Consider the following 23,875-nt stretch of genomic DNA (forward strand, 5'->3'; position numbering starts at 1 on the left):
GAACGAGAAATGCGCCATCCTGCCTGCACCATGAAACCCAGCCCCGCCGATACCAACTATGTCGAATTGCCACTGGACGCCCTGGATGCGACCCGGATCGAAGCCGTCTGGCGCTACGACGCGGCGGCCCAAGGCCGGCAACTGGTGCTGCCGGACGGCAGGATGGACCTGGTGGTGCATTGCGCCCTGCGGCCCGATGGCATGGTGGCGTCCGTCTGGCCGGTGATCGCGGGCCCCGCCGACCAGCCCGCGTTCGTGAGCCTGCGCGCCGCGACGGTCGTCCTCGGGGTGCGTTTTCACATGGGCTGGGGCGGCGCCTGCCTGGGCACGGCGCCCGGGGCGCTGCGCAACCGGACGGTTTTCGGCGCCGAGGCCGCGCGGATGCTGGGTCCTTCTTGTGCCACCAACCCCTTGCTGCAGGCGCGCACGCTGCGGGGCGTGGAGCAGGCCTTGCGCTCCACCGCCCGCGCGCTGGCGGCCCGGGCCTCGGTGGCAGCGGCCCAGGGTCGGGCGCTTGCGGCCATCGAGCAGATGGTGCGGCAGGGCCAGACCGTGGAGGAAGGCGGTGGCGGCTGGGCCGTACCCTCCTCGCGCACGCTGCGCCGGGACATGGCGGCGGTGGCGGGCTTGCCCCTGCGGAGCCTGGCGGGCATCCTGCGCTTTCAGCGCGCCATGGACCTGCTGCAGGCCGGCCGCCCTTCGCTGGGCGAGGTCGCCTTGGCGGCGGGCTATGCCGACCAGGCGCACATGACCCGCGAGTTCCGCCGCTACGGGGGCTTCACGCCCGCCGCGCCGGCACCGGCGCCGCTGGTCCGGCGGGCGCCCTGCTTGCCCTGACGGCGTTGGCCGAAACCTTCAAGACGCGCGCGTGCGCAACGGCCAGACTTCCCTCTTTTTTTGAGCCCGTGCGATGTACAGCCAATCCCTCTTCTCCATCGACGATGTCCGCGAACTGCAGGGCCTGGTGCGCTCCTACCCCCTGGCGACCGTGGTCGCGGCGGCGCACGCGGGCCTGGAGGCCCACCTGCTTCCGCTTCTGCTGCTGGCCGAAGGCGGCGGCCTGGGGCTGCTTCAGGGCCATGTGGCGCGCATGCACACGCTGGAGCGGTCTGTCCCGCAGGGCGCGGAGGTGCTCGCGGTGTTCCAGAGTCCCAATGCCTATATTTCTCCGCGCTGGTACGTGAACGGCCAGCGCAGCGCGCGCCTGGCCCCCAGCTGGAACTATGTGGCGGTGGAAGCCAGGGGGCGCATCCGCTTCGTCGACGACGGCGGCTGGATGAGGGACCACCTTGCCGCGCTCACGGCGTCCCAGGAGGCGCACCGCGCGCAGCCGTGGTCCCTGCACGATGCCTCGCCCGCCTTCATCGACGAGGCGGCGCTGCATCTGCGGGGCTTCGAGATCGAAGTCACCCGCCTCGAGGGCAAGCGCTTCCTGTCCCAGCAGCGCACGCCCGCGGACCGGTCCAGTCTCGTCGCGCACCTGGCGCTGGAGCGCCAGGGGGCGGCGCACGATGTCGCGGCGCTGATCGTTCCCTGACCGCCTGCCGTAGCCCGGAGGTGGTCTTCAGGTGGCGGCGGTCAGCCGGCCGCGGCCCGTGGCCTTGGCGTCGTAGAGCGCGCTGTCGGCCCGTGCCATCAGGGCCGCCAGGCTGGATTCTCCGGGCTGCAGCACGGCCATGCCGGCGCTGTAGTCCAGGATGAAGCCCAGTTCTGCCGCGCTGGCGTCATGCAGCTTGTGGCGCAGGCGCCGGTCGAACGAGACGCCCGCCGACGCCGTGTTGTGCAGCATCAGCACGCCGAACTCCTCGCCCCCGAGCCGCGCAATCAGGTCGCCGCTGCGGCAGGTGTCGCCCAGCAGCCGCGCAAACAGTTGCAGCGCACGGTCGCCCGCGTCGTGCCCGTGGGTGTCGTTGATCTGCTTGAAGTGGTCCAGGTCCAGCATCAGCGCGGTGAGCGGCAGCCGGTGGCGCCATGCATGCGAAAGCAGGTTTTCGCCCTGGGTGGTGAAGCCTCGGCGGTTGAGCAGGCCCGTGAGCCCATCGGTCATGGCCAGCGTGCGCAGCTTCTGCTCTGCCTCGTACCGCCAGGCCACCAGCACGGCGACGGTGCCCAGCACCAGGCTCACGTTGGTGGCCAGCGCCGCGGCCAGGTTGACCGGGTGCGGCGTGCGAAAGCTGGGGTACTCGTCGGTGAAGGCGCCCAGCAGCCCGCGCGCCAGGGTGAAGGCGGCCGAGGTGGCCAGGCAGCCCAGGAGCAGGCTGCGCCAGCGCACGTCGGCGAGCACCAGCGGGTACAGCGTGGCCCGCGCCACGATGCACAGGATGACCGCCATCAGCCCGTTGGCCCAGCCCACGCGCCAGGCGTAGTGGTCAAAACCCAGCGTGTAGCCCAGCGGCGCGGCCACCACCAGCGCCAGCAGCACACGCCGCAGGGGGCGGGGGCCCAGCCATTCTTCCAGCGCGCGGTAGAGCATCCACTGGGCAGCGGCGTTGCATGCGATGGACAGCGTGGACAGCGCCCGGTCCCATAGCGAGGACGACGCGATGATGGCGGCCCAGGCCAGCGCCTGCAGCAGCATGCTGGCCTGCACGTGGCGTGCGGCGCGGCTCACATCCCGCCCCATGATGAGCGGCAGGACGGCCGAGATCATGAACAGGTTGGCGGCCATCGCCGCCATGAGCGTGAGGAAGTCCAGGGGCATGGGAGACGGGGCGCTGCTTCTTTCTTGTCGTCACTGGAAGGCGACTTCGGCAAAGCTGCGCAGCTTGCGGCTGTGCAGCCTGTCCACGCCGCCGTTGCGCAGGATCTCGATGGCGCGCATGCCGATGCGCAGGTGCTGGTCCACGCGCTCGCGGTAGAAGTGGTTGGCCATGCCCGGCAGCTTGATCTCGCCGTGCAGCGGCTTGTCGGAGACGCACAGCAGGGTGCCATACGGCACGCGGAAGCGAAAGCCGTTGGCCGCGATGGTGGCGCTTTCCATGTCCAGCGCCACGGCGCGGCTCTGGCTGAACCGGCGCTGGGGCATGTTGTCGGGCAGCAGTTCCCAGTTGCGGTTGTCGGTGCTGGCCACGGTGCCGGTGCGCATGATGCGCTTGAGCTGGTCCTCCGGCACCCGCGTCACGTCGGCGACGGCCTGCTGCAGCGCCATCTGGATCTCGGCCAGCGCCGGGATGGGTACCCACAGCGGCAGTTCCTCGTCCAGCACGTGGTCCTCGCGCACGTAGGCGTGGGCCAGCACATAGTCGCCCAGCTGCTGGCTGTTGCGCAGGCCCGCGCAATGGCCCAGCATCATCCACGCGTGCGGGCGCAGCACGGCGATGTGGTCGGTGATGGTCTTGGCGTTGGCCGGCCCCACGCCGATGTTGACCATGCTGATGCCGCTCGCGTCCTTGCGCACCAGGTGGTAGCCGGGCATCTGCGGCAGGCGCGGCGGGGCGATGCCCAGCTCGTCGCCCGGCTGCGCGGGCAGGCCCGCGCGGCGAGTGACCACGTTGCCGGGCTCGATGAAGGCCACGTACTCGCTGTCTTCCCTGGCCATCTCGGCGTGGCCCAGGCGCACGAACTCGTCGATGTAGAACTGGTAGTTGGTGAACAGCACGAAGTTCTGGAACCATTCGGGCGCGGTGCCCGTGTAGTGGCGCAGGCGGTGCAGCGAGTAGTCCACGCGCGGCGCGGTGAACAGCGACAGCGGCTGTGCCTCGCCCGGGCGCGCCTGCCAGGTGCCGTTGGCGATGCCGTCGTCCATGGCCGCCAGGTCCGGCAGGTCGAACACGTCGCGCATCAGCATGCGGCGCTCGGCCGTGAGCGTGCCCTCGATGTGGTCGTGCTCGGCGAACGAGAAGTGGATGGGGATGGGGTGCGCGCTGGTGCCCACCTCCAGCTCGACGTTGTGGCTGGCCCGCAGCAGGCGGAACTGCTCGGCGTAGTAGTTGGCGAACAGGTCGGGGCGGGTGAGGGTGGTTTCGTACCGCCCGGGGCCTTCCACGAAGCCGTAGGCCAGCTTGGAGTCCGCCCGTGCCACCGTGGTGGTGTGCACCCGCACGAAGGGATAGAACGCGCGCACCGCGCTTTCGGGCGTCTCGCCCGCCACGAAGCGCTGCATGGCATCGCGCAGGTGGCCGATCTGTTGCTGGTAGATGCGCTGCACCTGGGCCAGCGCTTCGGCCGGGTCGGTGTGGCGGGTGGGGGCGATGAAGTCGGGAATGAGGGGCATGCCCCTATTGTCCACAAGCCGGGAACGTGTTTGTGTGACGGGCTGGCGCCGGGGCCGCGGAGGGCCTCAGGAATTGACCGCCAGCAGGGGCTCCAGGCCGTGGAAGTCGCGCATCCAGCGCAGGATGGACGCGGCGTCCCGGGGCACCGACACCAGATGGCCCTGGATCAGGTCGCACCCCAGGCCCGCCAGCAGATCCACCTGCGCCTGTGTCTCCACCCCCTCGGCCACGGTCCTGATCTGCAGGCTGCGGCCCATCTGGATGATGGCGGTGACGATGGCCACGTCGTCGGCGTTGTCCGGGGTGTCGACCACGAAGGAGCGGTCGATCTTGAGCTTGTCGATCGGGTAGCGCTTGAGGTAGGCCAGCGATGAGTACCCGGTGCCGAAATCATCGATGGAGATTCCGACGCCGAGTGCCTTGAGGGCATTGAGGGTGTCCAGCACCTGGCCCGTCTGGTGCATCAGCACGGATTCGGTGAGTTCGATCTCCAGGTACTGCGGTGCCAGCCCGGTCTCGTGCAGCATGGCCGCGATCTCGCCCGCCACGTCGCGCTGGCGGAATTCGAGGGCCGACAGGTTCACCGCCACCGGCACCATGGCCAAGCCCTGGTCCTGCCACTCCCGGAGCTGGCGGCAGGCCTCGCGCATCACCCAGCGGCCAATGGGGGTGATGAGGCCGCGGGATTCCGAGAAGGTGATGAACTCATCCGGCCCGACCAGGCCGCGCTGGGGATGGCGCCAGCGCACCAGGGCCTCGAAGCCGCGCAGCGAGCCGTCTTCCAAGCAGATCTGGGGCTGGTAGTGCAGCACGAAGGCGTTGTGGACGATGGCCTCGCGCAGCAGCCGCTCGTGCTGCAGCACATCGATGGCGCTGGCCTCCATGCTGGGTTCGTAGAACTGGCGGTTGCCCCGGCCGCTTTCCTTGGCGTGGTGCATGGCCGCGTCGGCGCAGCGCAGCAGAGCGTCGCCGGTGGCGGCATGCTCCGGAAAGAGGCTGATGCCGATGGACGGCGAGACGGTCAGCGGCACCTGGTCGAGCGTGAACACGCCGTGCATGGAGTCGAGCAGCTTGTCGGCCACCCTGGCGGCGTCATCGGGGCTTTGCACGTCGGTCAGGACCACCACGAACTCATCGCCGCCCAGCCGCGCCACCACGTCGGCATCGCGCACGCCCTGGCGCAGACGCTCGGCCACGTTGCACAGCAACTGGTCGCCCGCGTGGTGGCCGAGCGAGTCGTTCACCGTCTTGAAATGGTCCAGGTTCACGAACAGCACGGCCGCGCGGCCGTGGCGCCTGCGCGCCAGCGACAGCACCTGCGACAGCTGCTCCATCAGGAAATGCCGGTTGGGCAACTGCGTGAGGGTGTCGTGCAGCGCGATGAAGGCCTCGCGCTCCTGCGCCTGCTTGCGCGCGGTGATGTCCCGCACCACCACGATGCGGTAGTCCGCATGGTGCAGCGGCATGGTCTTGCCCACCACCTCGACGGGGATGGCATGCCCGTCCTTGTGGCGGATGGTCACTTCGTAGGGGTCTTCGCGCCCGCTGCGGGTGTAGTCCAGCGCCACGGCCCGCCATTCGGGACTGATGAAGTGGAAGATCGAGACCCCCAGCACCTCCTGCAGCCCGTAGCCCACCAGGCGGGTGAGCGCCTCGTTGCCGTCCGTGATGATGCCGTCGCGGTGGAACACGATGGCCTCGTCCGTGGCCTCGGTGAACTTGCGCATGCGCTCTTCGCTCTGGCGCACCTGGCGTTCCGCGCGCCAGCGCTCGGTGATGTCGGTGATCAGCACGAACGAGCCCAGCTGCTGCGAGCCGGCGCCGAAGTGCGGGATCAGGTTGACCTCGATCATGCGCGTCTCGCCATTGGGCAGGATCTGCTCGCGCGTGTACTTCACGTGCTCGCGGCGCGTGGAGCGCTCCACATGCGGCTGGATCACCTGCCAGGCCTTGTCGCCAATGGCTTCCTGCACCGTGAGCCCCAAGATCGATTCGGTCGTGTGGCCGTTGTAGGCGGCGTAGCCCTGGTTGGCGAACTGGCAGCGCAGGCCGGGCAGGTCGAAGTACGCCATCAATGCGGGCACGGAATCGGCGATCAGGCGCAGCAGCGAGTCGCTGGAGCCCCCCTGGCCAGGGGCGTTGGCTGCGTTGATTGAATCTGGCATGTCCCACCCGGTGCTGAGAAGGTGTGGAGGTCTGCACGCGGCCCCGTGGAGATCGCCAGCACGTTCTTCCGTTATAGCCGATAGACCTTGCGCGCGTGCAAGGTAGTTGCCCGGATACCCCGGGCGGGATAATCGGGCCATGACCTCCAAAGAAAACCAAGCCGGCACTGACTTCAGCACGCTGGCCCTGAGCCCTGCCATGCTGTCCAACCTGCAGCAGCTGGGCTACATGCAAATGACTCCGATTCAGGCGGCCAGCCTGCCGCCCGCGCTGCTGGGCAAGGATCTGATCGCCCAGGCCAGCACCGGCAGCGGCAAGACCGCCGCCTTCGCCCTGGCCCTGCTGGCCAACCTCAACCCGCGCCGCTTCGCCGTGCAGGCGCTGGTGCTGTGCCCCACGCGCGAGCTGGCCGACCAGGTGACCACCGAGATCCGGCGCCTGGCGCGCGCGGAAGAGAACATCAAGGTCGTGACCCTGTGCGGCGGCGTGCCGCTGCGCGCCCAGACGCTGAGCCTGGAGCACGGCGCCCACATCATCGTGGGCACGCCCGGCCGCGTGATGGACCACCTGGAGCGCCAGCACCTCTCGCTGGAAGCGCTCAACACCCTGGTGCTCGACGAGGCCGACCGCATGCTCGACATGGGTTTCTTCGACGACATCGCCACCGTGGCGCGCCAGTGCCCTTCGGCCCGCCAGACCCTGCTGTTCTCGGCCACCTACCCCGAGGGCATCGCCAAGCTCAGCGCCCAGTTCATGAAGGCGCCGGTGCAGATCACGGTGCAGGCCCAGCATGCCGAGGGCAAGATCGAGCAGCGCTGGTACGAGGTGAAGCACAGCGAGCGCCTGCACGCGGTGTCCCAGCTGCTCAACCACTTCCGGCCCGAATCGTCGATCGCCTTTTGCAACACCAAGCAGCAGTGCCGCGACCTGGTGGGCGTGCTGCAGGCGCAGGGCTTCAGCGCGCTGGCGCTGTACGGCGAGCTGGAGCAGCGCGAGCGCGACCAGGTGCTGGTGCAGTTCGCCAACAGGAGCTGCTCGGTGCTGGTGGCCACCGACGTGGCGGCGCGCGGGCTCGATATCGCCAACCTGGCGGCCGTGATCAATGTGGACGTGACGCCCGACCCCGAGGTGCACATCCACCGCATCGGCCGCACGGGCCGGGGCGACGCCGAGGGCCTGGCGCTCAACCTGGCCAGCCTGGACGAGATGGGCAGCGTGGGCAAGATCGAGGTGCTGCAGGGCCGCGAATCGCGCTGGTTCCCGGTGGCGGAGCTCACGCCCGCGGGCAGCGGCCCGCTGGTGCCGCCCATGGTCACCATCCAGATCATCGGCGGCCGCAAGGAGAAGATCCGCGCGGGCGATGTGCTGGGCGCGCTGACCGGCGAGATGGGCTACACCCGCGAGCAGATCGGCAAGATCAACGTGAACGACTTCTCCACCTACGTGGCGGTGGACCGCGCCATCGGCGCCCAGGCCGTGCAGCGCCTGAACCAGGGCCGGGTGAAGGGCAAGGCCGTGAAGGCCCGCCTGGTGACGGATTGATGGCGGCTTGCCGGTGGGGGCACCCCCCATCAGGATGGCAAATGCCGCTGGGCCTTGTCCGGCGGTTTTTTTTGCTCCTTTTTGTGGGTAGCTGATCGTCCGCAACGGGACCCCATCCCGAAGCCTGGGCATCCGCCGCCGTGCCTGTGGTATTCACTTATTGTGCAAAGACCTATAGAGGACTATAGTTCTTTGCCATGATCTCCCATTCAAAAGTCGTGGCGCTGGATTCCTCCCCGGGCCTGAGCCGGTACGCCGCCCTGGCGGCTGCACTGCGTGCCCGCGTGGTGGCCGGCGAATGGCCGCCCGGCTCGGCCCTGCCGGCAGAAAGCCTGCTGGCCACGGAGCACCAGGTGGCGCTGGGCACCATGCGCCGTGCGCTGGAACTCCTGGTGGCGCAAGGGCTGGTGGAGCGCATCCACGGCCGGGGCACCTTTGTGCGCCAGGGCATTGCCGGCGCCTCGATGCTGCGGTTTTTCCGGTTTGACAGCGGCGGCGGCGAAATGCCGCGCTCGCGCATCCTGTCGCGCCAGCGCGTGGCGGCCCCGGCCGCCGTGGCCCGCAGGCTGGGCCTGGCGACGGGCGAGATGGTGCTGCGGCTGCAGCGCCTGCGCCTGCTGGCCGACCAGCCCTGCCTGCTAGAAGACCTGTGGCTGCCGCTGGATGTGTTTGCGCCCCTGGCAGAAGGAAACACCGCCGAGTGGGACGACCTGCTGTACCCCATGTTCGCGCGCCGCTGCGGTGTGCATGTGCACCGGGCCGTGGACGACATTGGTTTTGCTGTGCTGACAGCCCCGCAGGCCGTCCACCTGGGGCTGGCCGCAGGCCATCCGGGTGTGGTGGTGCAACGGGCCGCCTACGACCTGGGCGGGCGCTGCATCGAATGGCGCACCACGCGCGGCGATGCCCACGCCTTTCACTACACCGTGACCATTACATGAACGGCACCCCTGTGCGGTGCCACGGGCCTGGCAAGGCCCGTGCCGCTGCGCCTGCCGGCCTGGGGCGCGCCGCTCCCGGCGCACTCCCATGAACGACTGAAGACGAAACCAAGGAGACCCGTATGCACCATCTATCCGATCCTCTGAATTCACCAGATCTGTCGCGCCGTGCGGCGCTGGCTGCCGTGGGTGTCACGCTGGCAGCGCCCTGGGTGCGCACCCACGCCGCGGGCGTGGGGGGCGGGCGCACCGTGACCCTGGTCGTCTCCTACCCCGCAGGCGGCGGCGCCGACCTGATGGCGCGCATCATCGCGCCCCGCATGGCCGAAGCGCTGGGGCAGGGCGTGGTGGTGGACAACAAGCCCGGCGCCAGCGGCCAGCTGGCCGCATCGGCCGTGGCCCGCGCCGCGCCGGATGGCACGACCCTGCTGCTCGATGCGTCGTCGTTCGCCGTCAATCCATCGCTGTATCCCAAGCTGCCCTACGACAGCAACACCGCCTTTGTGCCGCTGGCCGTGCTGGCGACCTTTCCGAACGTGCTGGTGTGCCACCCGGGCTTCGGTGTCAACTCCGTCAGGGAGGTCATCGCACGCGCCAAGGCCAAGCCCGAAGAGGTGGCCTATGCGTCGTCCGGCAATGGCTCGGCCCAGCATCTGGCCGGGGCGCTGTTTGAAGAGCGCACGGGCGTGCGCCTGTCCCACATTCCCTACCGGGGGGGCGGCCCCGCCATGAACGACGTGATGGGCGGGCAGGTGCCGCTGTTCTTTGCCAATGTGGCCTCGTCCCTGGGCCACATCCAGGCGGGCAAGCTGCGGCCGCTGGCGGTAACCAGTGCGCTGCGCGCCCGATCGCTGCCGGATGTGCCCACCATGGCGCAGGCCGGCGTGGCCGACTACGAAGTGCTGGAATGGAATCCGGTGCTGGCCCCGGCGGGCATTGCGCCCGAGGTGCGCACGCAGCTGGTCAACGCCATCCGCAAGGCGCTGGCCGACCCCGAGGTGCTGGGCCGCATCCGCGCGCTGGGCGGCGATGCCTTTCCCGACGCGACCCAGGCCAGCGCGGGCAGGTTCATCCAGGCCCAGCAAGCGCAATGGAGCAAGGTCATCCGCGAGCGCAAGATCGTGGTGGGCTGACCCATGGGTGCGCTGGACCCCTCCGCGCCGTTGCGGGATGTCCCGGAGGGATGGGACACGCATGTCCATGTCTTTGATGCCGCCGCCCCGGTCCAGGCCGGGCACTACCAGCCCGCGCACCAGCCCCTCGAACGCATTGAGGCCGAAGCCGCGAGGCTGGGCGTGGGGCACCTCGTGCTGGTGCAGCCCAGCGTGTACGGCACCGACAACCGGCTTGTGCTCGAGGCCCTGGCGCGCGAGCCGGGTCGGCACCGCGCGGTGGTCGTGGTGGATACCGACATTGCCGATGACGCGCTGCAGACCATGCACACGCTGGGCGTGCGCGGCGTGCGTTTCAATCTGGTGTCCCCGGTGGGCAACGGGGCGCAGGCCATGCAGTCGCTGGCGCCCCGCCTGAAGGCGCTGGGCTGGCATGTGCAGTGGTATGCGGCGCCTGCCCAGCTGGCGCAGATCGCCCAGCTGCATGCGCAAACGGGCCTGCCCTGCGTGCTGGACCACCTGGCGGGCATGCATGCGGCCCTGGCGCTGGACGATGCGGCCTGGCAGGCTCTGGCAAGGCTGGCCGGCCTGGGGGCGTGGATCAAGCTGTCAGGCTGGTACCGCCTGCAGGCCGCGGCGCCTTACGCCGAACTGCACGATGCGATCCGCCGCGTGGCCGGGCTGGCGGGGGAGCGGCTGGTGTGGGGTTCGGACTGGCCGCATACCGCATTTGCACCGGACTCCATGCCCGCCTACGCGAGTGTGTGGGAGCCGGTGGTGAATGCCCTGGGCGCGGTACGCGCCGACAGGGTGCGCATGGCGGGCGCAGCGCTGTACCGCTGAAGTGGGGGCAGTGCGCCCGCACGGGTGCATCCCGCATCCGCTGGCTACCTACCTGGCGCCTGATGCTTCCAGCATCCGCACCATCTCGCTGAAGCCCCGCTGGCGGGCCAGCTGCAGCGGCGTGTTGCCCTGCCGGTCGGTCAGCGCATGGCTGGCGCCGGCCTGCAGCAGCGCCTGCAGCGTGGCCTGGTGGCGCGGGCCTCCGTCGCCCAGCACGATGGACTCGATCAGCGCCGTCCAGTGCAGATTGTTCACATGGTCCAGCGGAGCGCCGGCGGCGATCAGCTGGCGCACCACGCCGTCGTGCCCCAGGTGGGCCGCGGCGATCAGTGCCGTGCCGTCGTACCGGCTCGTCACCTGCCCGGCGCGGGCGCCCAGGGCCAGCAGCAGGCGCAGGGTGTCTTCGTCGTCCGCCACCGCCGCGATGGTCACGGCGTCGTAGCGGTCGTTCTCCAGCGCATTCACATCGGCCCGGGCCTGCACCAGCTGCCGGATCACATCGCGCTGGCGGGCGAACGTGGCCACGTGCAGCGGCGTGCGGCCGTGGGCATCGCGGGCATTCACATCGGCGCGTGCCGCAACGAGCTTTTGCAGCATGCCCACATCGCCGCGCGCGGCGGCGGCGTGCAGGCCCTGGTAGGCCGCCGTTTGCGCCGCGGTGGGCGCCACCTGCGCCTGGGCGGGCTGCGCCAGCAGCAGGGCAGCGGCCAGGGCCAGGGCCAGGGGCATTGCGGTGTGTCGGTTCATGGCGTGTCCCTTCAGCGGTTCGTGGTGCTTTGGCGGGTGTCTGCGCAGCGGGCGAGCGCCCCAGGACGGGGCGCTGCGCTGTGGGCTTACTTCAGCTGGTCCGCCACCTTGGCGATGGCGGCCATGGCGCATTGCTCGTCCAGGTGGCCGCCGGGCGCGCCGCCCACGCCCACGGCGCCGATGACTTCATTGCCCACCTTCAGGGGCACGCCGCCGCCCAGCAGCAGGTAGCCGGGGATCTGGCCCAGGTTGGCGGCGGCGGGGTTCTTCTGCGAGCCTTCCATGATGGCCAGCGTGGTGTTCTTGGCCGATGCCGAGGTGTAGGCCTTCAGGCGGCTGGCTTCCAGCGTGTGGGGGCCGGCGTTGTCGGCACGCTGCACGGCGCGCACGGTGCCGGCGCGGTCCACCACGGTGGCGGTCACGTTGTAGCCGGAGGCCGTGCACGCGGCCACGGTGTGGGCGGCGATCTGGTTGGCCAGGTCCAGCGAGATGTTCTTTTCGGTGCGCACGCCTTCGGCGCTGGCAGCGGCGCAGGCGGCCAGGGAAAGGGTGAGGGCGGCGGCTTTGGCAAGGGTGTTCTGCATGGTGTTCTCCGTGGGCGTTCGGTGGTTTCGGGTCCGGTGCCACCCGTTGTGGCGCCGTGGGAGAACTGTAGGAAACGGCGTGGATTCCGGCCATTCGTACGCCTACGCCAGAGCCTCCGTAGAACTACGCAGTGCCCGCCAGGCGGTGGGCGGTTTGAAGGCCGCATCCGCAGCCCGCGGGCTGGCTATTGCACCAGGGCGGCGTAGCGCCGGATCAGTTGCGCCAGCGACTCGGCCCCGAGCTTGGCGAACAGGTTGGCGCGGTGGGTTTCCACCGTGCGGGGCGAGAGTGCCAGCACCCGGCCGATTTCCTTGTTGGTCAGGCCCTCGACGATGAGGCCCAGCACCTCGCGCTCGCGGCCCGAGAGCTGGGCGTAGCGCTCGCGGGCTTGCTGGTCGGCCTGGTGGCGTTCGCGCGAACGCACATGCTGGCGCACGGCGTTCTGCAGGGCTTCGATCAGCACCTCGTCATCCACCGGTTTTTCCAGGAACTCCGCCGCGCCTGTCTTGAAGGCGCGGCGGCACATCTCCACCGTGCCGTGGCCGGTGAGCAGGACCACCGGCTGGTCCACGCCCTGCGCCAGCAGTTGCTCCAGCACCGCGAGGCCGCTGATGCCGGGCATGCGCACATCCAGCACGATGGCGCCGATGCTGGCCCGGTCAAACCCGGCCATGAAGGCATGCGGGTCGGCCCAGGTCTGCACGCGCAGCCCGACGGTGCTGATGAGCAGGCCCAGGCTGTCGCGCACGGCGGCGTCGTCGTCCACCAGGTGAATGAGGGGGGAAAGGGAGGTGGCGCTGTCGCTCATGGCTGCGGAGAGGGTGGCGCGGCGGCAGGGGTGCCAGGCGCCGCGGGCAGCACCAGCACGAACTCGGCGCCGCGTTGGGCGGCGGCGTTGCCTGGCGCCGCAGGGGCCAGTTCCAGGCTGGCGCCCATGGCCTGGGCAAGGCTTTCGCACAGTGTCAGGCCCAGCCCCAGGCCGCCCGAGCGCGTGGTGTAGAAGGGCTCGAACAGATGCTCGCGGGCCTCGGGCGGCACGCCGGGGCCGTGGTCGCGAACCGACAGGGCGATCCGCGTGCCATCCCGCGCCGACAGCCGCAGCGTGAGCCGGCGTTCGGCGGGGGGAACCTGCTCCATGGCCTGCATGGCGTTCATCAGCAGGTTGTGGATGATCTGCTGCAAGGCCACGGGCTCGGCCAGCACGGGCGCCAGGTCGGGCGCCACCGTCACCTCGGCCGCGATGGCGCGCTGCGCCAGCTCGGGCTCCAGCAGGTGCAGCACATCCTGCAGCGCCGTGGCCAGGTGCAGCGGCTGGGCCTGCGCCGACAGGTCGGGTCGCTCCACCAGGCGGCGCAGGCGGCCCACCACCGTGGAGGCACGCCGGGCCTGCTCCACCGCGCGCGCCATGGCCGTCTGGGCCGTCTCCAGATCCGGCGGGTCGTCCGCCAGCAGCCGCTGCGCGGCCTGGGTGCTGGACAGCAGCGCCGTGAGCGGCTGGTTCAGCTCGTGGGCCATGCCCGCGGCCAGCTCGCCCAGGGTGTTCAGGCGGGCGACCTGGCCGAGCCGCAGCAGCTCTTCCGCCCGCTGGCGCGCAATGCGCTGGCGCCACAGCGCCCGGCCCGCCGCCCACAGCGCGGCGGTCAGCACGCACCAGCCCAGCATGCCCAGCCAGGGAAGCTCGCGCAGGCCCACATGGCGCTGCGCCACCACATCCAGGGGCTGGCTCGGCGCCGCGAGCAGTTTGTGAAAACCATACGACCAGCCCAGGCCCCAGCGGCCCGGTTCCGTGCGGCCTGGCTGCACGACGAAGGCCGTGCCGCCCTGGGCGAGCGTGACGCGCACCGGGCTGCTGTCCATGGCCATCGGCCATTCGTCCCGGGGGATGGTCATGCGCAGGTCAATCTGCAGCGCATAGCTTGCGGGGGGGCTGGCCAGCACCAGGTGGTAGCGGCCCGCAGGCAGGTCGGGCAGTGCCATTTCGGCATGGCCTGACTGGCGCGATGCGGCCTCGGCGGCCGCCAGGGCCGGCTGCAGCGCGGTGGGCCATGCGCCCCCCGCAGGCCGCTGCAGCACGGAAAGGATCTGCGGGTAGACCGAAGGCAGGCGCGGCAGCGGGGAGGCTGCCGTGGCCTCTTCGGTGGCGCGCGCGGCATCCGGGGTGGCGCCTGGCTCCGGAGGCTGCAGCAGGGCCAGGGTGGCCATCACCGCGTCGTGCTGCACCACGCGCTGGCTCAGGAGCCGGTGCACGATGCGGGCATCGGTCTCGAAGGCCTCCCGCAGCTGCTGCAGGCGCGCGTGAACCAGCCAGCCCGCGCCCGCGCAGGCCACCACGGCCCACAGCAGCAGGCCGGTGAAATGAACCCGCGCGAAACGGCGGCGCCATGCCCTGGTCATGCGCCGATTCTGGCATGGGGCCCTGGCGGTGGCTGCGCGGCGCAGCCTCTCTGGCTCTGGTGTAATCGGCTGCGCTCGCCGGTTTCCGTTTCCCCTGTCGCGTCTGGATGCCTCTCTCATGCCTGCAACTGCCCCCGTGGTCCATCGCTGGTTCTCGCCCCGCAACCTGCTGTGGGCTTCCGTGGCGGTGGCCGTGGTCACCATCCTGCTCAAGACCCTGGCCTGGCTGGTGACGGGGTCGGTCGGGCTGCTGTCGGATGCGATGGAGTCGTTCGTCAACCTGGCCAGCGCGATGTTCGCGCTGGCGATGGTGACCGTGGCGCAGCGCCCGGCCGACGACGACCATCCCTATGGCCACCACAAGGCCGAATACTTCTCGTCGGGTTTCGAGGGCATCCTGATCGTGGGCGTGTCCGTGGGCATCCTGTGGGCGGCAGGCCACCGCCTGGTGGCGCCCCAGCCCCTGGAGCAGGTCGGCTGGGGCCTGGGCTTGTCGGTGCTCAGCTCGGCGCTCAATGGCCTGCTGGCCTGGCTCATGTTCCGTTCGGCGCGCGAGCACCGCTCCATCGCGCTGGAGGCCGATGCCCGCCACCTTGTCACCGATGTGTGGACCTCCGCCGGCGTGCTGGTGGGCATCGCCGGCGCGGCCCTGACCGGCTGGCTGTGGCTGGATGCGCTGGCGGCGATCGTGGTGGCGCTGAACATCCTGAAAGAGGGGCTGGAGCTGGTCTGGCGCTCGTCCCAGGGCCTCATGGATTCGGCGGTGGAACCCGAGGTGCAAGCCACCATCGACGCCACCTTGCAGCAGTTCGTGCAATCGCAGGCGCCCGGCGCCGTGCGGTTCGACCATGTCTCCACCCGCCGCGCGGGCCAGCGCCGGTTTGTGGACATGCACCTGCACATGCCCGCCGACTGGACCCTGCGCCACGCCGCCGAGCTGCGCGGCCAGGTCGAGCGCGCGCTGATGGCCGCCGTGCCCGGCCTGCGCGCCACCATCGAGCTGCTGCCCTCCGACGTGGAAGCGCATTTCGACGACCCCCGTGACGATTTGAAGGATGCCGTGAAGTGATCAGCGTATTGCAACGTGTGCGCGAAGCGCGCGTAGATGTGGACGGGCAGACCGTGGGCGCCATCGGCGCAGGCCTGCTGGTGCTGGTGTGTGCTGAACGCGGTGACACGGAGATGGAGGCCGACAAGCTGCTGGCCAAGATCCTCAAGCTGCGCATTTTTTCGGACGCCGCAGGCAAGATGAACCAGAGCGTGCAGGACACCGGTGGCGGCCTGCTCCTGGTCAGCCAGTTCACCCTGGCGGCAGACACCACCGGCGGCAACCGCCCCAGCTTCACCCAGGCGGCTGCACCCGATGAGGGGCGGCGGCTGTACGACTATGTGGTTGCCCAGGCGCGCAAGGTGCACCCCGAGGTGGCCACGGGCCAGTTTGCCGCCGATATGCAGGTGCATCTCATCAATGACGGCCCGGTGACCATCCCGCTGCGGATACCTCCTAGAGCGGCTTGATAGTCAAAAAAGATAGCATTCAGCGCTTGATGGATAAGCGCTATGGCCTTGTTTCCTTCTTGTTTTCGAGGGAAACCAAGGGCGACACCGGCAGCACCCGGAACCCTGCCGACGCCAGCGCCAGCCAGGTGGCAATGGCCAGCATGACGGCCGTGTAGGCATCCCACCCCTGGCGCTGCGCCCAGGTGGCGACGATGCCTGTGAACCACTGCATCAGCGCCACCCCCAGGAACATCGCCATGGTGTAGGCCGACAGTGCCCGGCCTGTGAGCGTGGGCGGATAGGAGGCCCGCACATCGGCGTACTGCAGCACGCCGTAGCCCGACAGCAGGCCCATCAGCAAAATCAGCACCACGCTGGCCCAAGCGTTCCCGTGCAGGAACGCCAGCACGATGAACAGGCTCGCCATGAGCAGCGAGGCATTGCCGATCCAGCGCCTGCGGCGGGCGATGCCCGGATCCAGCCGACCGCCCAGACCCGGTGCGAAGAGGGCAATCAGCGAGAGCCCCAGCGCAACGTTGCCACTGTCTACCAGCGAGAGGTGGTAGCGGTCCATCAGCAGCGGTGCCAGCCACAGGCCGCGCAATGACAGAAACGCGGCGTAGCCCGACATGCCCAGCAGCAGGATGCCCCAGGTGTGCGGCACCGTGAGCAACTGGCCAAAGCCCAGCAGCGCCTGGCCCCAGGTTTCGCGCTGTGCCGGGGGCTGCACCAGCGGGGTGGGCTCGTGCACGCGCAGCCAGATCAGCAGCCACGACAGCGCGCTGAGCACCGCCAACACGGCATAACCCGTGCGCCAGCCGCCGCCGTGTTGCACCAGCCAGGCCAGCGGCGTGCCGGTGAACAGCAGGCCCAGGCCACCCACACCCATCGCCACGCCCGACAGGTAGGCAAACCGCTCTGCCGGAAAATGCCGCGCAATGAACAGCGTGCAGGCCAGAAACGCGGGCGAGCAGCCCACGCCGATCAGCAATTGCGCTGCCATCAGCCAGGGGTAGGCCGGCGCGGTGGCCGAGAGCGCCGACCCCGCAACCGCGAGCGGAAACGCCGTGAGTACCGTGCGCCGCAGGCCGTACAGGTCCAGCCCCACGCCCATCAGCAACTGGGCCACGCCGAAGGAAAGGCCAAACAGCCCCGCAAACGCGCCCAGCGACCCTGGCGAGAGCCCGAAGTCCGCCGTCAGTCCCTGGGCCACCATGGCCGTGGTGGTGCGAAAGGCCTGGCTCAGTGCAAACCCGCTGAGCAGCGCAAGCAGCATGGCCCACAGCGCACGCGGTGATGGCCGGCCGCTGCCCGCGGGCAAGGATGGAGGCGCCGACGAGGACGGCAGGGGATTGCCGCTCACTGCCGCCAGAAGAACAGAGCGGCCATGACCAGCCCGGTAGCCACAATGCCCCAGCGCAGCACGTTGGCAGGCAGCTTGCGCGCTACGCGTGCACCGCCGTACCCGCCAGCGGTGGCGGCCACCATCATCATCAGCGCCTGCGGCCACAGCACCACGCCACCCGCCGCATAGATGAGCACGGCAATGGCTGTGAGCAGGGCTGACACCCAGTTCTTGAGGCCGTTCATGGCGTTCAGGTTCGTCTGCCCCAGCAGGCCGAACAGCGCCAGCAGAAGGATGCCCAGCCCGCCGTTGAAGTAGCCGCCATAGGCGGCCACCGCCAGCACGCCCACCGTGGCCTTGGCGGTGGAGGGTTTGCCGCCCGCCAGCATCCGGCGCAGCTGAGGCCCGAATGCAAACAGCGCCGTGGCCGCCAGCAGCAGCCAGGGCACCACGCGGCGGAAGGTGGCGTCGGGCGTGACCAGCAGCAGCGCCGCACCCGCCGCGCCGCCGATGAGCGACAACACCACCAGCAGCCGCATGGAGAGCCCTGGCGGCGGTGCCGTGTCCTCTCGAAACCCCCACGCCCCAGCCATGTAGCCGGGCAGCAGCGCGACCGTGCCTGTGGCATTGGCCACCACGGGCGGCACGCCGGTGAAGACCAGGGCGGGAAGGGTCAGGAAGCTGCCGCCTCCGGCGACGGCATTGAGGGCGCCGGCGACGAAGGCGGCGGTGAGCAGCAGGGCGAGGTGCAGGAATTCCATGACCCCCCGATCCTATTCACCATCGGACCCAGGATTGCGGTACTTTCGAGCACAGGTGACTTGCGTGCCGCGAGCGAGCCTCGTGCAACGTTTTATCAATCTGCACCGTGCGTGTTGGGAGTAGCTGGCGTCCGTGGAGCTCCCGGCCTGTGCATCAGGCAGAGGACCGGGGTCGTCCGGATCCTCAAACACCTCGTACCGTAAAGCTCCGGCCACGGGGTTCCAGCTGAAACGGTAGCCCTTGATGTCGTCGCCCGAAACCGCGACCGCTGACGGGTTGCCAGGGTCCATGGTGGAATGGGTGTCCCGAGCCTCCCCCTCATGCGTCAACGCTCTTGCGACCACGAGTGTGGCCCAGGCAGCCGCCGAAAATGGTCATTGGCACCGAAGCGCGGACCCAGAGAATCGTTGAAACATTTAGCATCTCCCTATCCAACCACTTGTACCGTTTCGTAAGGTAGGGCGTCGGTCCGTGGCCTATCCTTTTTATATCGAATGGTGGGATAGGTGGCACTGCCGGAGGTCATGTTCCGGTCGCGTACGGGTCTTCAAACCCCAGTTCGCGCAGGATGTCCGTCTCATACGCTTCCATCTCCTGCGCATCTTCTTCGCTGGTCTCGTGGTCCCACCCCTGCGCATGCAGCGTGCCGTGTACCAGCATGTGGGCGTAGTGCTCTTCCAGGCTCTTGTTCTGCTCCTTCGCCTCGCGCTCGATCACGGGGGCGCACAGGACCAAGTCGGCGGTCACGACCGGCTCCTGGGTGTAGTCGAAGGTGAGCACGTTGGTGGCGTAGTCCTTCTTGCGGTACGCGTGGTTGAGCTGGCGGCCCTCGTCCTCACCCACGATGCGCACGGTGATCTCGGCGTTGATGGCCAGCGCGTGGCGAATCCAGCGGGTGACCTTGTGGCGTGGCAGCACGGCGCGGTGTGCCGCCGCGCCGTCAAATGCGCCGAATTGCAGCGACAGGGAGAGGTGGTTCAAGGGCATTGGGGCCTCAGGCGCTTGATTGGAAAGCGCGGATAGCTATAGAAACAGGCGCAATGCTCAGCGGCGCGCAGCGGGCGCCGCACGGCGTGGCGCGTCGTATGCATCCACGATGCGCGCGACCAGCGGGTGGCGCACCACGTCGGCGGAGGTGAAGCGGGTGACGGAAATGCCCTTGACCCGCTTGAGCACGCGCTCGGCATCGATCAGGCCGCTCATCGCGCCCTTGGGCAGGTCGATCTGGCTCACGTCGCCCGTCACCACGGCCTTGGCTCCAAAGCCGATGCGGGTGAGGAACATCTTCATCTGCTCGGGCGTGGTGTTCTGTGCCTCGTCCAGGATCACGAAGGCATTGTTCAGCGTGCGGCCCCGCATGAAGGCCAGCGGCGCGATTTCGAGTGCGTTGCGCTCGAAGGCCTTTTGCACCTTGTCGTAGCCCATCAGTTCGTACAGCGCGTCGTACAGCGGGCGCAGGTAGGGGTCCACCTTCTGCGCCAGGTCGCCGGGCAGGAAGCCCAGGCGTTCGCCGGCCTCGACCGCCGGGCGGGTGAGCACGATGCGCTGCACGGCGCTGCGCTCCAGCGCATCCACGGCGCAGGCCACGGCCAGGTAGGTCTTGCCGGTGCCCGCGGGGCCGATGCCGAAGGTGATGTCGTGGCTGGCGATGTTTTCAAGGTACAGGTTCTGCGTGGGCGTGCGGCCGCGCAGGTCGGCCCGGCGGGTGTTGAGCACGATGGCGCCCTCGGGCGCCTCCACCAGAGCGGTATCGCCCGCCAGCATGAGCTGCAGGTAGTCCTCGGTGATGGGGCGTTCCGCCATTTCGTACAGGGCCTGCAGCAGTTCCATGGCCTGCGTCGCCCTGGCCTTGGGGCCATCGACCTTGAACTGCTCATGGCGGTGCGCAATGCTCACCTGCAGGGCCACTTCGATGGTGCGCAGGTGCGCGTCGGCCGGCCCGCACAGGTGCGTGAGCCGGGTGTTGTTGTGGGGGGTGAAGGTGTGGCGCAGGATCACGCGGATAATTCCAGTCAGGCAACGGAAAAACAGCAAGAACGACGGCGCAGGGTGTCATGCCAGCGGCGTCAAAGGACATCAATGATAGGCAAATTGACCGGCACCCTGCTGGAGAAGAATCCCCCCGAGGTGCTGCTGGACTGCCACGGCGTGGGCTATGAGGTGAATGTGCCCATGAGCACGTTCTACAACCTGCCCGCCGTGGGCGAGCGGGTGAGCCTGCTCACCCAGTTCATTGTGCGCGAGGACGCGCAGCTGCTGTATGGCTTCGCCACGGCGCCGGAGCGCCAGGCATTTCGCGAGCTGATCAAGATTTCGGGCGTGGGGCCGCGCACTGCGCTGTCCATCCTGTCCGGCATGGGGGTGGCCGACCTGGCGCAGGCCATCACGCTGCAGGAAGCGGGCCGCCTGGTCAAGGTGCCGGGCATCGGCAAGAAGACGGCCGAGCGGCTGCTGCTGGAGCTCAAGGGCAAGCTGGGGGCCGACATGGGGGCTGCGCACGGGCCCGCCGCCAGCGACGCGCAGGCGGATATTCTCCAGGCACTGTTGGCTTTGGGCTACAACGACAAGGAGGCCGCTGCGGCCCTCAAGGCCCTGCCACCAGAGGTGGGAGTGAGTGACGGCATCAAGCTGGCGCTGAAGGCGTTGGCGAAGTAACAGTGTCCGGTTTTCGAAGGGGCGTATTTCAGTGTCCAATGGCGTTTTGACTGGGTCCAGGGGGAAAAAATGAAATCCAGGGTAGTGGCTCGTATGGGGTCGGCGTTTGCTGCTGCTGCGGCGGCAGCGGCCCTGCTGGTCGGGTGTGGCGGCAGTGGCCAGGAAGGCGGTGCGCAGTCATCCCCCCAGGTGCTTCAGGTGGATGGTTGGGTGCAGCCTGCCAGCGCAGACCAAGGTGTCTCGAACGTCAAGTCGCGCAGCGCCCTGGTGGTGGCTCCTCCGACGCCATCGCGCGTGAGTCTCGGAGCCTTGGCCGCAGCGAAAACTGCATTCCAGGGCGGTGGCGTGGGACCGCGCCAGGTGGGGGTGGCACGCGAAGTGGGCCCCACCCATGCCGCCGCGCAGACACTGCAGCAGTTCCGGTGGACGCCTACCGCCAGCGGTGGCCAAGTGGCGGCGATCAGTTTCTCTGCCGAAGGGGCCCATGGCCTGCGCCTGGGCGTGGTGGCCAGGCAACTGCCTGGCAGCGCCGTGCTGCGCGTCTACCGCCAAGCCGACACGGGCACCGTGTTCCAGATTTCCGGACAGGAAGTGCTGCAACGCGTCCAGCGCAATGCGCAAGCTGGCGACACCTCCTTGGACGGGCAGACCTGGTGGACGCCGGACATGGGCTCGGACGAAGTCACGCTGGAGCTGGAACTGCCCGCAGGCACCCCCATCGGAGCTCTGGACATCGCCATCCCTCGCGTCTCGCACATCTTCGAGAATTTGGCGATTCCCGGTGAGGAGGAGCTTTCCACGAAGATCAACGAATCGGCATCGTGCCACCTCGACGCCACCTGCTACGAGGCCTATGCAAGCCAGCGCAATTCCGTGGCACGCATGATCTTCACGTCCGGGGGCAATTCCTATGTATGTACTGGCACGCTGCTCAATGACAACCAATCTTCGGGCACGCCGTACTTCCTGACGGCAAACCATTGCATCTCGACGCACGCGGAGGCATCCACGCTCCAGACCGACTGGTTCTACCGAGCGCCTGTCTGCAATAGCCGCACCCTGTCGAGCACCACCACCAAGCGTCTCAACGGCGCCGTGCTCCTCTACGCCGCGGACACCACCGACACCACCCTGCTCAAGCTCAACGATACGCCGCCTGCGGGCGCTTTCTTCGCGGGTTGGGATGCCAGCGCGCAAGTGCCGGGCATGGAGGTGGTGGGATTGCACCATCCGCGTGGTGACTTGCTGAAAGCCAGCTTCGGCGCGCTGAACGGGCAGGCCAGTTGCACGGCGACCGGTGGCACGGAGTTCCAATGTTCCGGTTCAACCGGCAACTACTACAGGGTGAATTGGCGGCAAGGCACGACCGAGGGCGGGAGCAGCGGCTCTGCCTTGTTCAAGAATGGCACGCATGTCATTGGCACCTTGTATGGTGGCAGCGCGAGTTGTTCATCCATCGCATCCCCCGAGTTCTATGGCCGATTCGATGTCGCCTACGCGGCGGCGCTGAAGAACTGGCTTGGAGCCTTGCCAGTGCAACCGTCTGGTGGCCGGAGTCCGATCTATCGGTTCTTCAACAGCACCACCAGCGCGCACTTCTTCACGTCCAGCGCCGCCGAGCGCGACAATATCATCAGGAACCTGCCCGCGTTTGCTTACGAAGGGGTCGCGTTCTACGCGCAGGCCGCGCAACAGGCGGGCAACAGTCCTGTGTACCGTTTTTACCGGCAGACGAATGGCGTGCACTTCTACACGATAAGCCCGGAAGAGCGGGACAGCGTCCTGGCCCATATTCCCGATTTCCGCTTCGAGGGTGTCGCGTGGTATGGGATGCGGGGGGCTAGTCCAGGGGCTTCAGCCATCTATCGCTTCTACCGCCAGCCGCAGCAAGTCCATTTCTACACAGTCAGTGCGGCGGAGCGGGATTTCATCATCAAGAACTATCCCGAATACCAGTACGAGGGAGTCGGTTACTACGCTTGGGCGAGTCAGTAGCAGTTTTCATGACCATCCAGACCGACGATTTCGCCCCTGCGCCCTCCAAACGCGTGATCTCCGCCGCGCCCGCATCGCCCCAGGAAGAAGCCATTGAACGCGCCCTGCGCCCCAAGCTCCTGCAGGAGTATGTGGGCCAGGCCAAGGCGCGCGAGCAGCTCGAGATCTTCATCGGCGCGGCGAAGAAGCGCGGCGAGGCGCTCGACCATGTCCTGCTGTTTGGCCCGCCGGGGCTGGGCAAGACCACGCTCAGTCACATCATCGCGGCCGAACTGGGCGTGAACCTGCGCCAGACCAGCGGCCCCGTGCTTGAAAAGCCCAAGGACCTGGCGGCGCTGCTCACCAACCTGGAGAAGAACGACGTTCTCTTCATCGACGAGATCCACCGCCTCTCGCCCGTGGTCGAGGAAATCCTCTACCCGGCGCTGGAGGACTACCAGATCGACATCATGATCGGCGAAGGGCCCGCGGCGCGCAGCATCAAGCTCGACCTGCAGCCCTTCACCCTGGTGGGCGCCACCACGCGGGCGGGCATGTTGACCAACCCGCTGCGCGACCGCTTCGGCATCGTGGCGCGGCTGGAGTTCTACACATCCGAAGAGCTGGCGCGCATCGTCAAGCGCAGCGCTGGCTTGCTCAACGCGCCCATGGACGACGAAGGCGGTTTCGAGATCGCCCGCCGCTCGCGCGGCACGCCGCGCATCGCCAACCGGCTGCTGCGCCGCGTGCGCGACTATGCCGAGGTCAAGGGTGACGGCCGCATCACAAAAGGCATTGCCGACAAGGCGCTGGCCATGCTGGACGTGGACCCGCAGGGCTTTGACGTGATGGACCGCAAGCTGCTCGAAGCCGTGATCCACCGCTTTGACGGCGGCCCCGTGGGCCTGGACAACATCGCCGCCAGCATTGGCGAAGAGGCCGGCACCATCGAGGACGTGATCGAGCCCTATCTCATCCAGCAAGGTTTTTTGCAGCGTACGCCGCGCGGGCGCATCGCCACGCTGGCGGCATTCCGGCACCTGGGGGTGGCGCCGCCCAGCGCCGGGGCGCCGGGGTTGTTTGGCGCCTGAGAAG

Annotated in this window: 22 protein-coding genes; 11 read left to right on the plus strand and 11 right to left on the minus strand. The window is 68.7% G+C overall.

Going from position 1 to position 23,875, the window contains the following annotated elements; all coding sequences use genetic code 11:
- Window positions 1-30 precede the first annotated feature (30 nt).
- Both AC1RCS_RS02760 and AC1RCS_RS02765 read left to right on the plus strand, forming a co-directional pair.
- Window positions 31-837 (plus strand): helix-turn-helix domain-containing protein, encoded by an 807-nt coding sequence (locus AC1RCS_RS02760; protein WP_369641300.1) that lies wholly within the window; start codon window positions 31-33, stop codon window positions 835-837.
- A 73-nt stretch (window positions 838-910) separates the two neighbouring features.
- Complete coding sequence (locus AC1RCS_RS02765) at window positions 911-1,537, plus strand: FMN-binding negative transcriptional regulator (protein ID WP_492246318.1); 627 nt, start codon at window positions 911-913, stop codon at window positions 1,535-1,537.
- A 27-nt stretch (window positions 1,538-1,564) separates the two neighbouring features.
- On the opposite strand, the gene AC1RCS_RS02770 is transcribed toward AC1RCS_RS02765, so the two are convergent.
- The 3 genes from AC1RCS_RS02770 to AC1RCS_RS02780 all read right to left on the minus strand — a co-directional run bounded on the left by AC1RCS_RS02770 (window position 1,565) and on the right by AC1RCS_RS02780 (window position 6,379).
- Window positions 1,565-2,701 carry a GGDEF domain-containing protein gene (locus tag AC1RCS_RS02770; RefSeq protein ID WP_218293091.1) on the minus strand — a complete coding sequence of 379 codons (1,137 nt, stop codon included), beginning with the start codon at window positions 2,699-2,701 and terminating at the stop codon, window positions 1,565-1,567.
- Window positions 2,702-2,731: 30 nt separating this feature from the next.
- Window positions 2,732-4,213, minus strand: coding sequence for an AMP nucleosidase (locus tag AC1RCS_RS02775; RefSeq protein ID WP_218293092.1), 1,482 nt, complete (start codon window positions 4,211-4,213; stop codon window positions 2,732-2,734).
- A gap of 66 nt (window positions 4,214-4,279) precedes the next feature.
- Window positions 4,280-6,379 (minus strand): putative bifunctional diguanylate cyclase/phosphodiesterase, encoded by a 2,100-nt coding sequence (locus AC1RCS_RS02780; protein ID WP_492246319.1) that lies wholly within the window; start codon window positions 6,377-6,379, stop codon window positions 4,280-4,282.
- Window positions 6,380-6,518: 139 nt separating this feature from the next.
- On the opposite strand from AC1RCS_RS02780, the gene dbpA reads away from it, so the two are divergent.
- The 4 genes from dbpA (at window position 6,519) to AC1RCS_RS02800 (ending at window position 10,818) form a co-directional block, all read left to right on the plus strand.
- Window positions 6,519-7,922: an ATP-dependent RNA helicase DbpA gene (gene dbpA / locus AC1RCS_RS02785; protein ID WP_492246320.1), complete on the plus strand. Its 1,404-nt coding sequence runs from the start codon at window positions 6,519-6,521 to the stop codon at window positions 7,920-7,922.
- Between the two features lie 197 nt (window positions 7,923-8,119).
- Window positions 8,120-8,863 carry a GntR family transcriptional regulator gene (locus AC1RCS_RS02790; RefSeq protein ID WP_492246321.1) on the plus strand — a complete coding sequence of 248 codons (744 nt, stop codon included), beginning with the start codon at window positions 8,120-8,122 and terminating at the stop codon, window positions 8,861-8,863.
- 122 nt (window positions 8,864-8,985) lie between these two features.
- On the plus strand, window positions 8,986-9,996 hold the full coding sequence (locus AC1RCS_RS02795) for a tripartite tricarboxylate transporter substrate binding protein (protein ID WP_492246322.1): 1,011 nt from the start codon (window positions 8,986-8,988) through the stop codon (window positions 9,994-9,996).
- 3 nt (window positions 9,997-9,999) lie between these two features.
- Window positions 10,000-10,818 (plus strand): amidohydrolase family protein, encoded by an 819-nt coding sequence (locus AC1RCS_RS02800; protein ID WP_218293097.1) that lies wholly within the window; start codon window positions 10,000-10,002, stop codon window positions 10,816-10,818.
- Window positions 10,819-10,866: 48 nt separating this feature from the next.
- On the opposite strand, the gene AC1RCS_RS02805 is transcribed toward AC1RCS_RS02800, so the two are convergent.
- The 4 genes from AC1RCS_RS02805 to AC1RCS_RS02820 form a co-directional block, all read right to left on the minus strand.
- Window positions 10,867-11,565, minus strand: a complete 699-nt coding sequence (locus AC1RCS_RS02805; RefSeq protein ID WP_492246323.1) for an ankyrin repeat domain-containing protein — start codon at window positions 11,563-11,565, stop codon at window positions 10,867-10,869.
- An 86-nt stretch (window positions 11,566-11,651) separates the two neighbouring features.
- Window positions 11,652-12,149: a GlcG/HbpS family heme-binding protein gene (locus AC1RCS_RS02810; protein ID WP_218293099.1), complete on the minus strand. Its 498-nt coding sequence runs from the start codon at window positions 12,147-12,149 to the stop codon at window positions 11,652-11,654.
- A gap of 185 nt (window positions 12,150-12,334) precedes the next feature.
- Entirely contained in the window at window positions 12,335-12,958 is a 624-nt protein-coding gene (locus AC1RCS_RS02815) for a response regulator transcription factor (RefSeq protein WP_218340564.1), read from the minus strand.
- Window positions 12,955-14,544, minus strand: coding sequence for an ATP-binding protein (locus tag AC1RCS_RS02820; RefSeq protein ID WP_492246324.1), 1,590 nt, complete (start codon window positions 14,542-14,544; stop codon window positions 12,955-12,957). The genes AC1RCS_RS02815 and AC1RCS_RS02820 overlap by 4 nt, the downstream gene beginning before the upstream one ends.
- A 118-nt stretch (window positions 14,545-14,662) precedes the next feature.
- Here AC1RCS_RS02820 and AC1RCS_RS02825 point away from each other — a divergent pair, with 118 nt between their 5' ends.
- Together AC1RCS_RS02825 and dtd are read left to right on the plus strand one after the other, a co-directional pair.
- The gene (locus AC1RCS_RS02825) at window positions 14,663-15,613 is read left to right on the plus strand and encodes a cation diffusion facilitator family transporter (RefSeq protein WP_218340562.1); all 951 of its coding nucleotides are present in this window, start codon (window positions 14,663-14,665) and stop codon (window positions 15,611-15,613) included.
- Window positions 15,610-16,062 carry a D-aminoacyl-tRNA deacylase gene (gene dtd, locus AC1RCS_RS02830; RefSeq protein WP_492246325.1) on the plus strand — a complete coding sequence of 151 codons (453 nt, stop codon included), beginning with the start codon at window positions 15,610-15,612 and terminating at the stop codon, window positions 16,060-16,062. The genes AC1RCS_RS02825 and dtd overlap by 4 nt, the downstream gene beginning before the upstream one ends.
- A 40-nt stretch (window positions 16,063-16,102) precedes the next feature.
- Here the strand turns inward: dtd and AC1RCS_RS02835 are convergent, their stop codons facing one another.
- The 4 genes from AC1RCS_RS02835 to AC1RCS_RS02850 all read right to left on the minus strand — a co-directional run bounded on the left by AC1RCS_RS02835 (window position 16,103) and on the right by AC1RCS_RS02850 (window position 20,149).
- On the minus strand, window positions 16,103-17,320 hold the full coding sequence (locus tag AC1RCS_RS02835; protein WP_492246326.1) for an MFS transporter: 1,218 nt from the start codon (window positions 17,318-17,320) through the stop codon (window positions 16,103-16,105).
- A gap of 83 nt (window positions 17,321-17,403) precedes the next feature.
- Window positions 17,404-18,150, minus strand: coding sequence for a sulfite exporter TauE/SafE family protein (locus AC1RCS_RS02840; RefSeq protein ID WP_492246327.1), 747 nt, complete (start codon window positions 18,148-18,150; stop codon window positions 17,404-17,406).
- Between the two features lie 523 nt (window positions 18,151-18,673).
- On the minus strand, window positions 18,674-19,138 hold the full coding sequence (ybeY, locus tag AC1RCS_RS02845; RefSeq protein ID WP_492246328.1) for an rRNA maturation RNase YbeY: 465 nt from the start codon (window positions 19,136-19,138) through the stop codon (window positions 18,674-18,676).
- Between the two features lie 57 nt (window positions 19,139-19,195).
- A complete protein-coding gene (locus AC1RCS_RS02850; RefSeq protein ID WP_218293107.1) occupies window positions 19,196-20,149 on the minus strand; it encodes a PhoH family protein in 954 nt (317 codons plus the stop codon).
- A gap of 81 nt (window positions 20,150-20,230) precedes the next feature.
- Here AC1RCS_RS02850 and ruvA point away from each other — a divergent pair, with 81 nt between their 5' ends.
- From ruvA to ruvB, 3 genes are all read left to right on the plus strand, one after another.
- Entirely contained in the window at window positions 20,231-20,806 is a 576-nt protein-coding gene (ruvA, locus tag AC1RCS_RS02855; protein ID WP_057229355.1) for a Holliday junction branch migration protein RuvA, read from the plus strand.
- A gap of 69 nt (window positions 20,807-20,875) precedes the next feature.
- Window positions 20,876-22,801, plus strand: coding sequence for a trypsin-like peptidase domain-containing protein (locus tag AC1RCS_RS02860; RefSeq protein ID WP_492246329.1), 1,926 nt, complete (start codon window positions 20,876-20,878; stop codon window positions 22,799-22,801).
- Between the two features lie 8 nt (window positions 22,802-22,809).
- Window positions 22,810-23,871: a Holliday junction branch migration DNA helicase RuvB gene (gene ruvB, locus AC1RCS_RS02865; RefSeq protein WP_218293110.1), complete on the plus strand. Its 1,062-nt coding sequence runs from the start codon at window positions 22,810-22,812 to the stop codon at window positions 23,869-23,871.
- Window positions 23,872-23,875 lie beyond the last annotated feature (4 nt).

Source organism: Acidovorax sp. GW823-FHT01C06 (assembly GCF_058798375.1).

Coding starts and splice junctions, on each gene's coding strand:
- AC1RCS_RS02760 (WP_369641300.1), top strand. CDS start 31: ATGAAACCCAGCCCCGCCGATACCAACTATGTCGAATTGCCACTGGAC.
- AC1RCS_RS02765 (WP_492246318.1), top strand. CDS start 911: ATGTACAGCCAATCCCTCTTCTCCATCGACGATGTCCGCGAACTGCAG.
- AC1RCS_RS02770 (WP_218293091.1), bottom strand. CDS start 2,701: ATGCCCCTGGACTTCCTCACGCTCATGGCGGCGATGGCCGCCAACCTG.
- AC1RCS_RS02775 (WP_218293092.1), bottom strand. CDS start 4,213: ATGCCCCTCATTCCCGACTTCATCGCCCCCACCCGCCACACCGACCCG.
- AC1RCS_RS02780 (WP_492246319.1), bottom strand. CDS start 6,379: ATGCCAGATTCAATCAACGCAGCCAACGCCCCTGGCCAGGGGGGCTCC.
- dbpA (WP_492246320.1), top strand. CDS start 6,519: ATGACCTCCAAAGAAAACCAAGCCGGCACTGACTTCAGCACGCTGGCC.
- AC1RCS_RS02790 (WP_492246321.1), top strand. CDS start 8,120: ATGATCTCCCATTCAAAAGTCGTGGCGCTGGATTCCTCCCCGGGCCTG.
- AC1RCS_RS02795 (WP_492246322.1), top strand. CDS start 8,986: ATGCACCATCTATCCGATCCTCTGAATTCACCAGATCTGTCGCGCCGT.
- AC1RCS_RS02800 (WP_218293097.1), top strand. CDS start 10,000: ATGGGTGCGCTGGACCCCTCCGCGCCGTTGCGGGATGTCCCGGAGGGA.
- AC1RCS_RS02805 (WP_492246323.1), bottom strand. CDS start 11,565: ATGAACCGACACACCGCAATGCCCCTGGCCCTGGCCCTGGCCGCTGCC.
- AC1RCS_RS02810 (WP_218293099.1), bottom strand. CDS start 12,149: ATGCAGAACACCCTTGCCAAAGCCGCCGCCCTCACCCTTTCCCTGGCC.
- AC1RCS_RS02815 (WP_218340564.1), bottom strand. CDS start 12,958: ATGAGCGACAGCGCCACCTCCCTTTCCCCCCTCATTCACCTGGTGGAC.
- AC1RCS_RS02820 (WP_492246324.1), bottom strand. CDS start 14,544: ATGACCAGGGCATGGCGCCGCCGTTTCGCGCGGGTTCATTTCACCGGC.
- AC1RCS_RS02825 (WP_218340562.1), top strand. CDS start 14,663: ATGCCTGCAACTGCCCCCGTGGTCCATCGCTGGTTCTCGCCCCGCAAC.
- AC1RCS_RS02835 (WP_492246326.1), bottom strand. CDS start 17,320: ATGCTGCTTGCGCTGCTCAGCGGGTTTGCACTGAGCCAGGCCTTTCGC.
- AC1RCS_RS02840 (WP_492246327.1), bottom strand. CDS start 18,150: ATGGAATTCCTGCACCTCGCCCTGCTGCTCACCGCCGCCTTCGTCGCC.
- ybeY (WP_492246328.1), bottom strand. CDS start 19,138: ATGCCCTTGAACCACCTCTCCCTGTCGCTGCAATTCGGCGCATTTGAC.
- ruvA (WP_057229355.1), top strand. CDS start 20,231: ATGATAGGCAAATTGACCGGCACCCTGCTGGAGAAGAATCCCCCCGAG.
- AC1RCS_RS02860 (WP_492246329.1), top strand. CDS start 20,876: ATGAAATCCAGGGTAGTGGCTCGTATGGGGTCGGCGTTTGCTGCTGCT.
- ruvB (WP_218293110.1), top strand. CDS start 22,810: ATGACCATCCAGACCGACGATTTCGCCCCTGCGCCCTCCAAACGCGTG.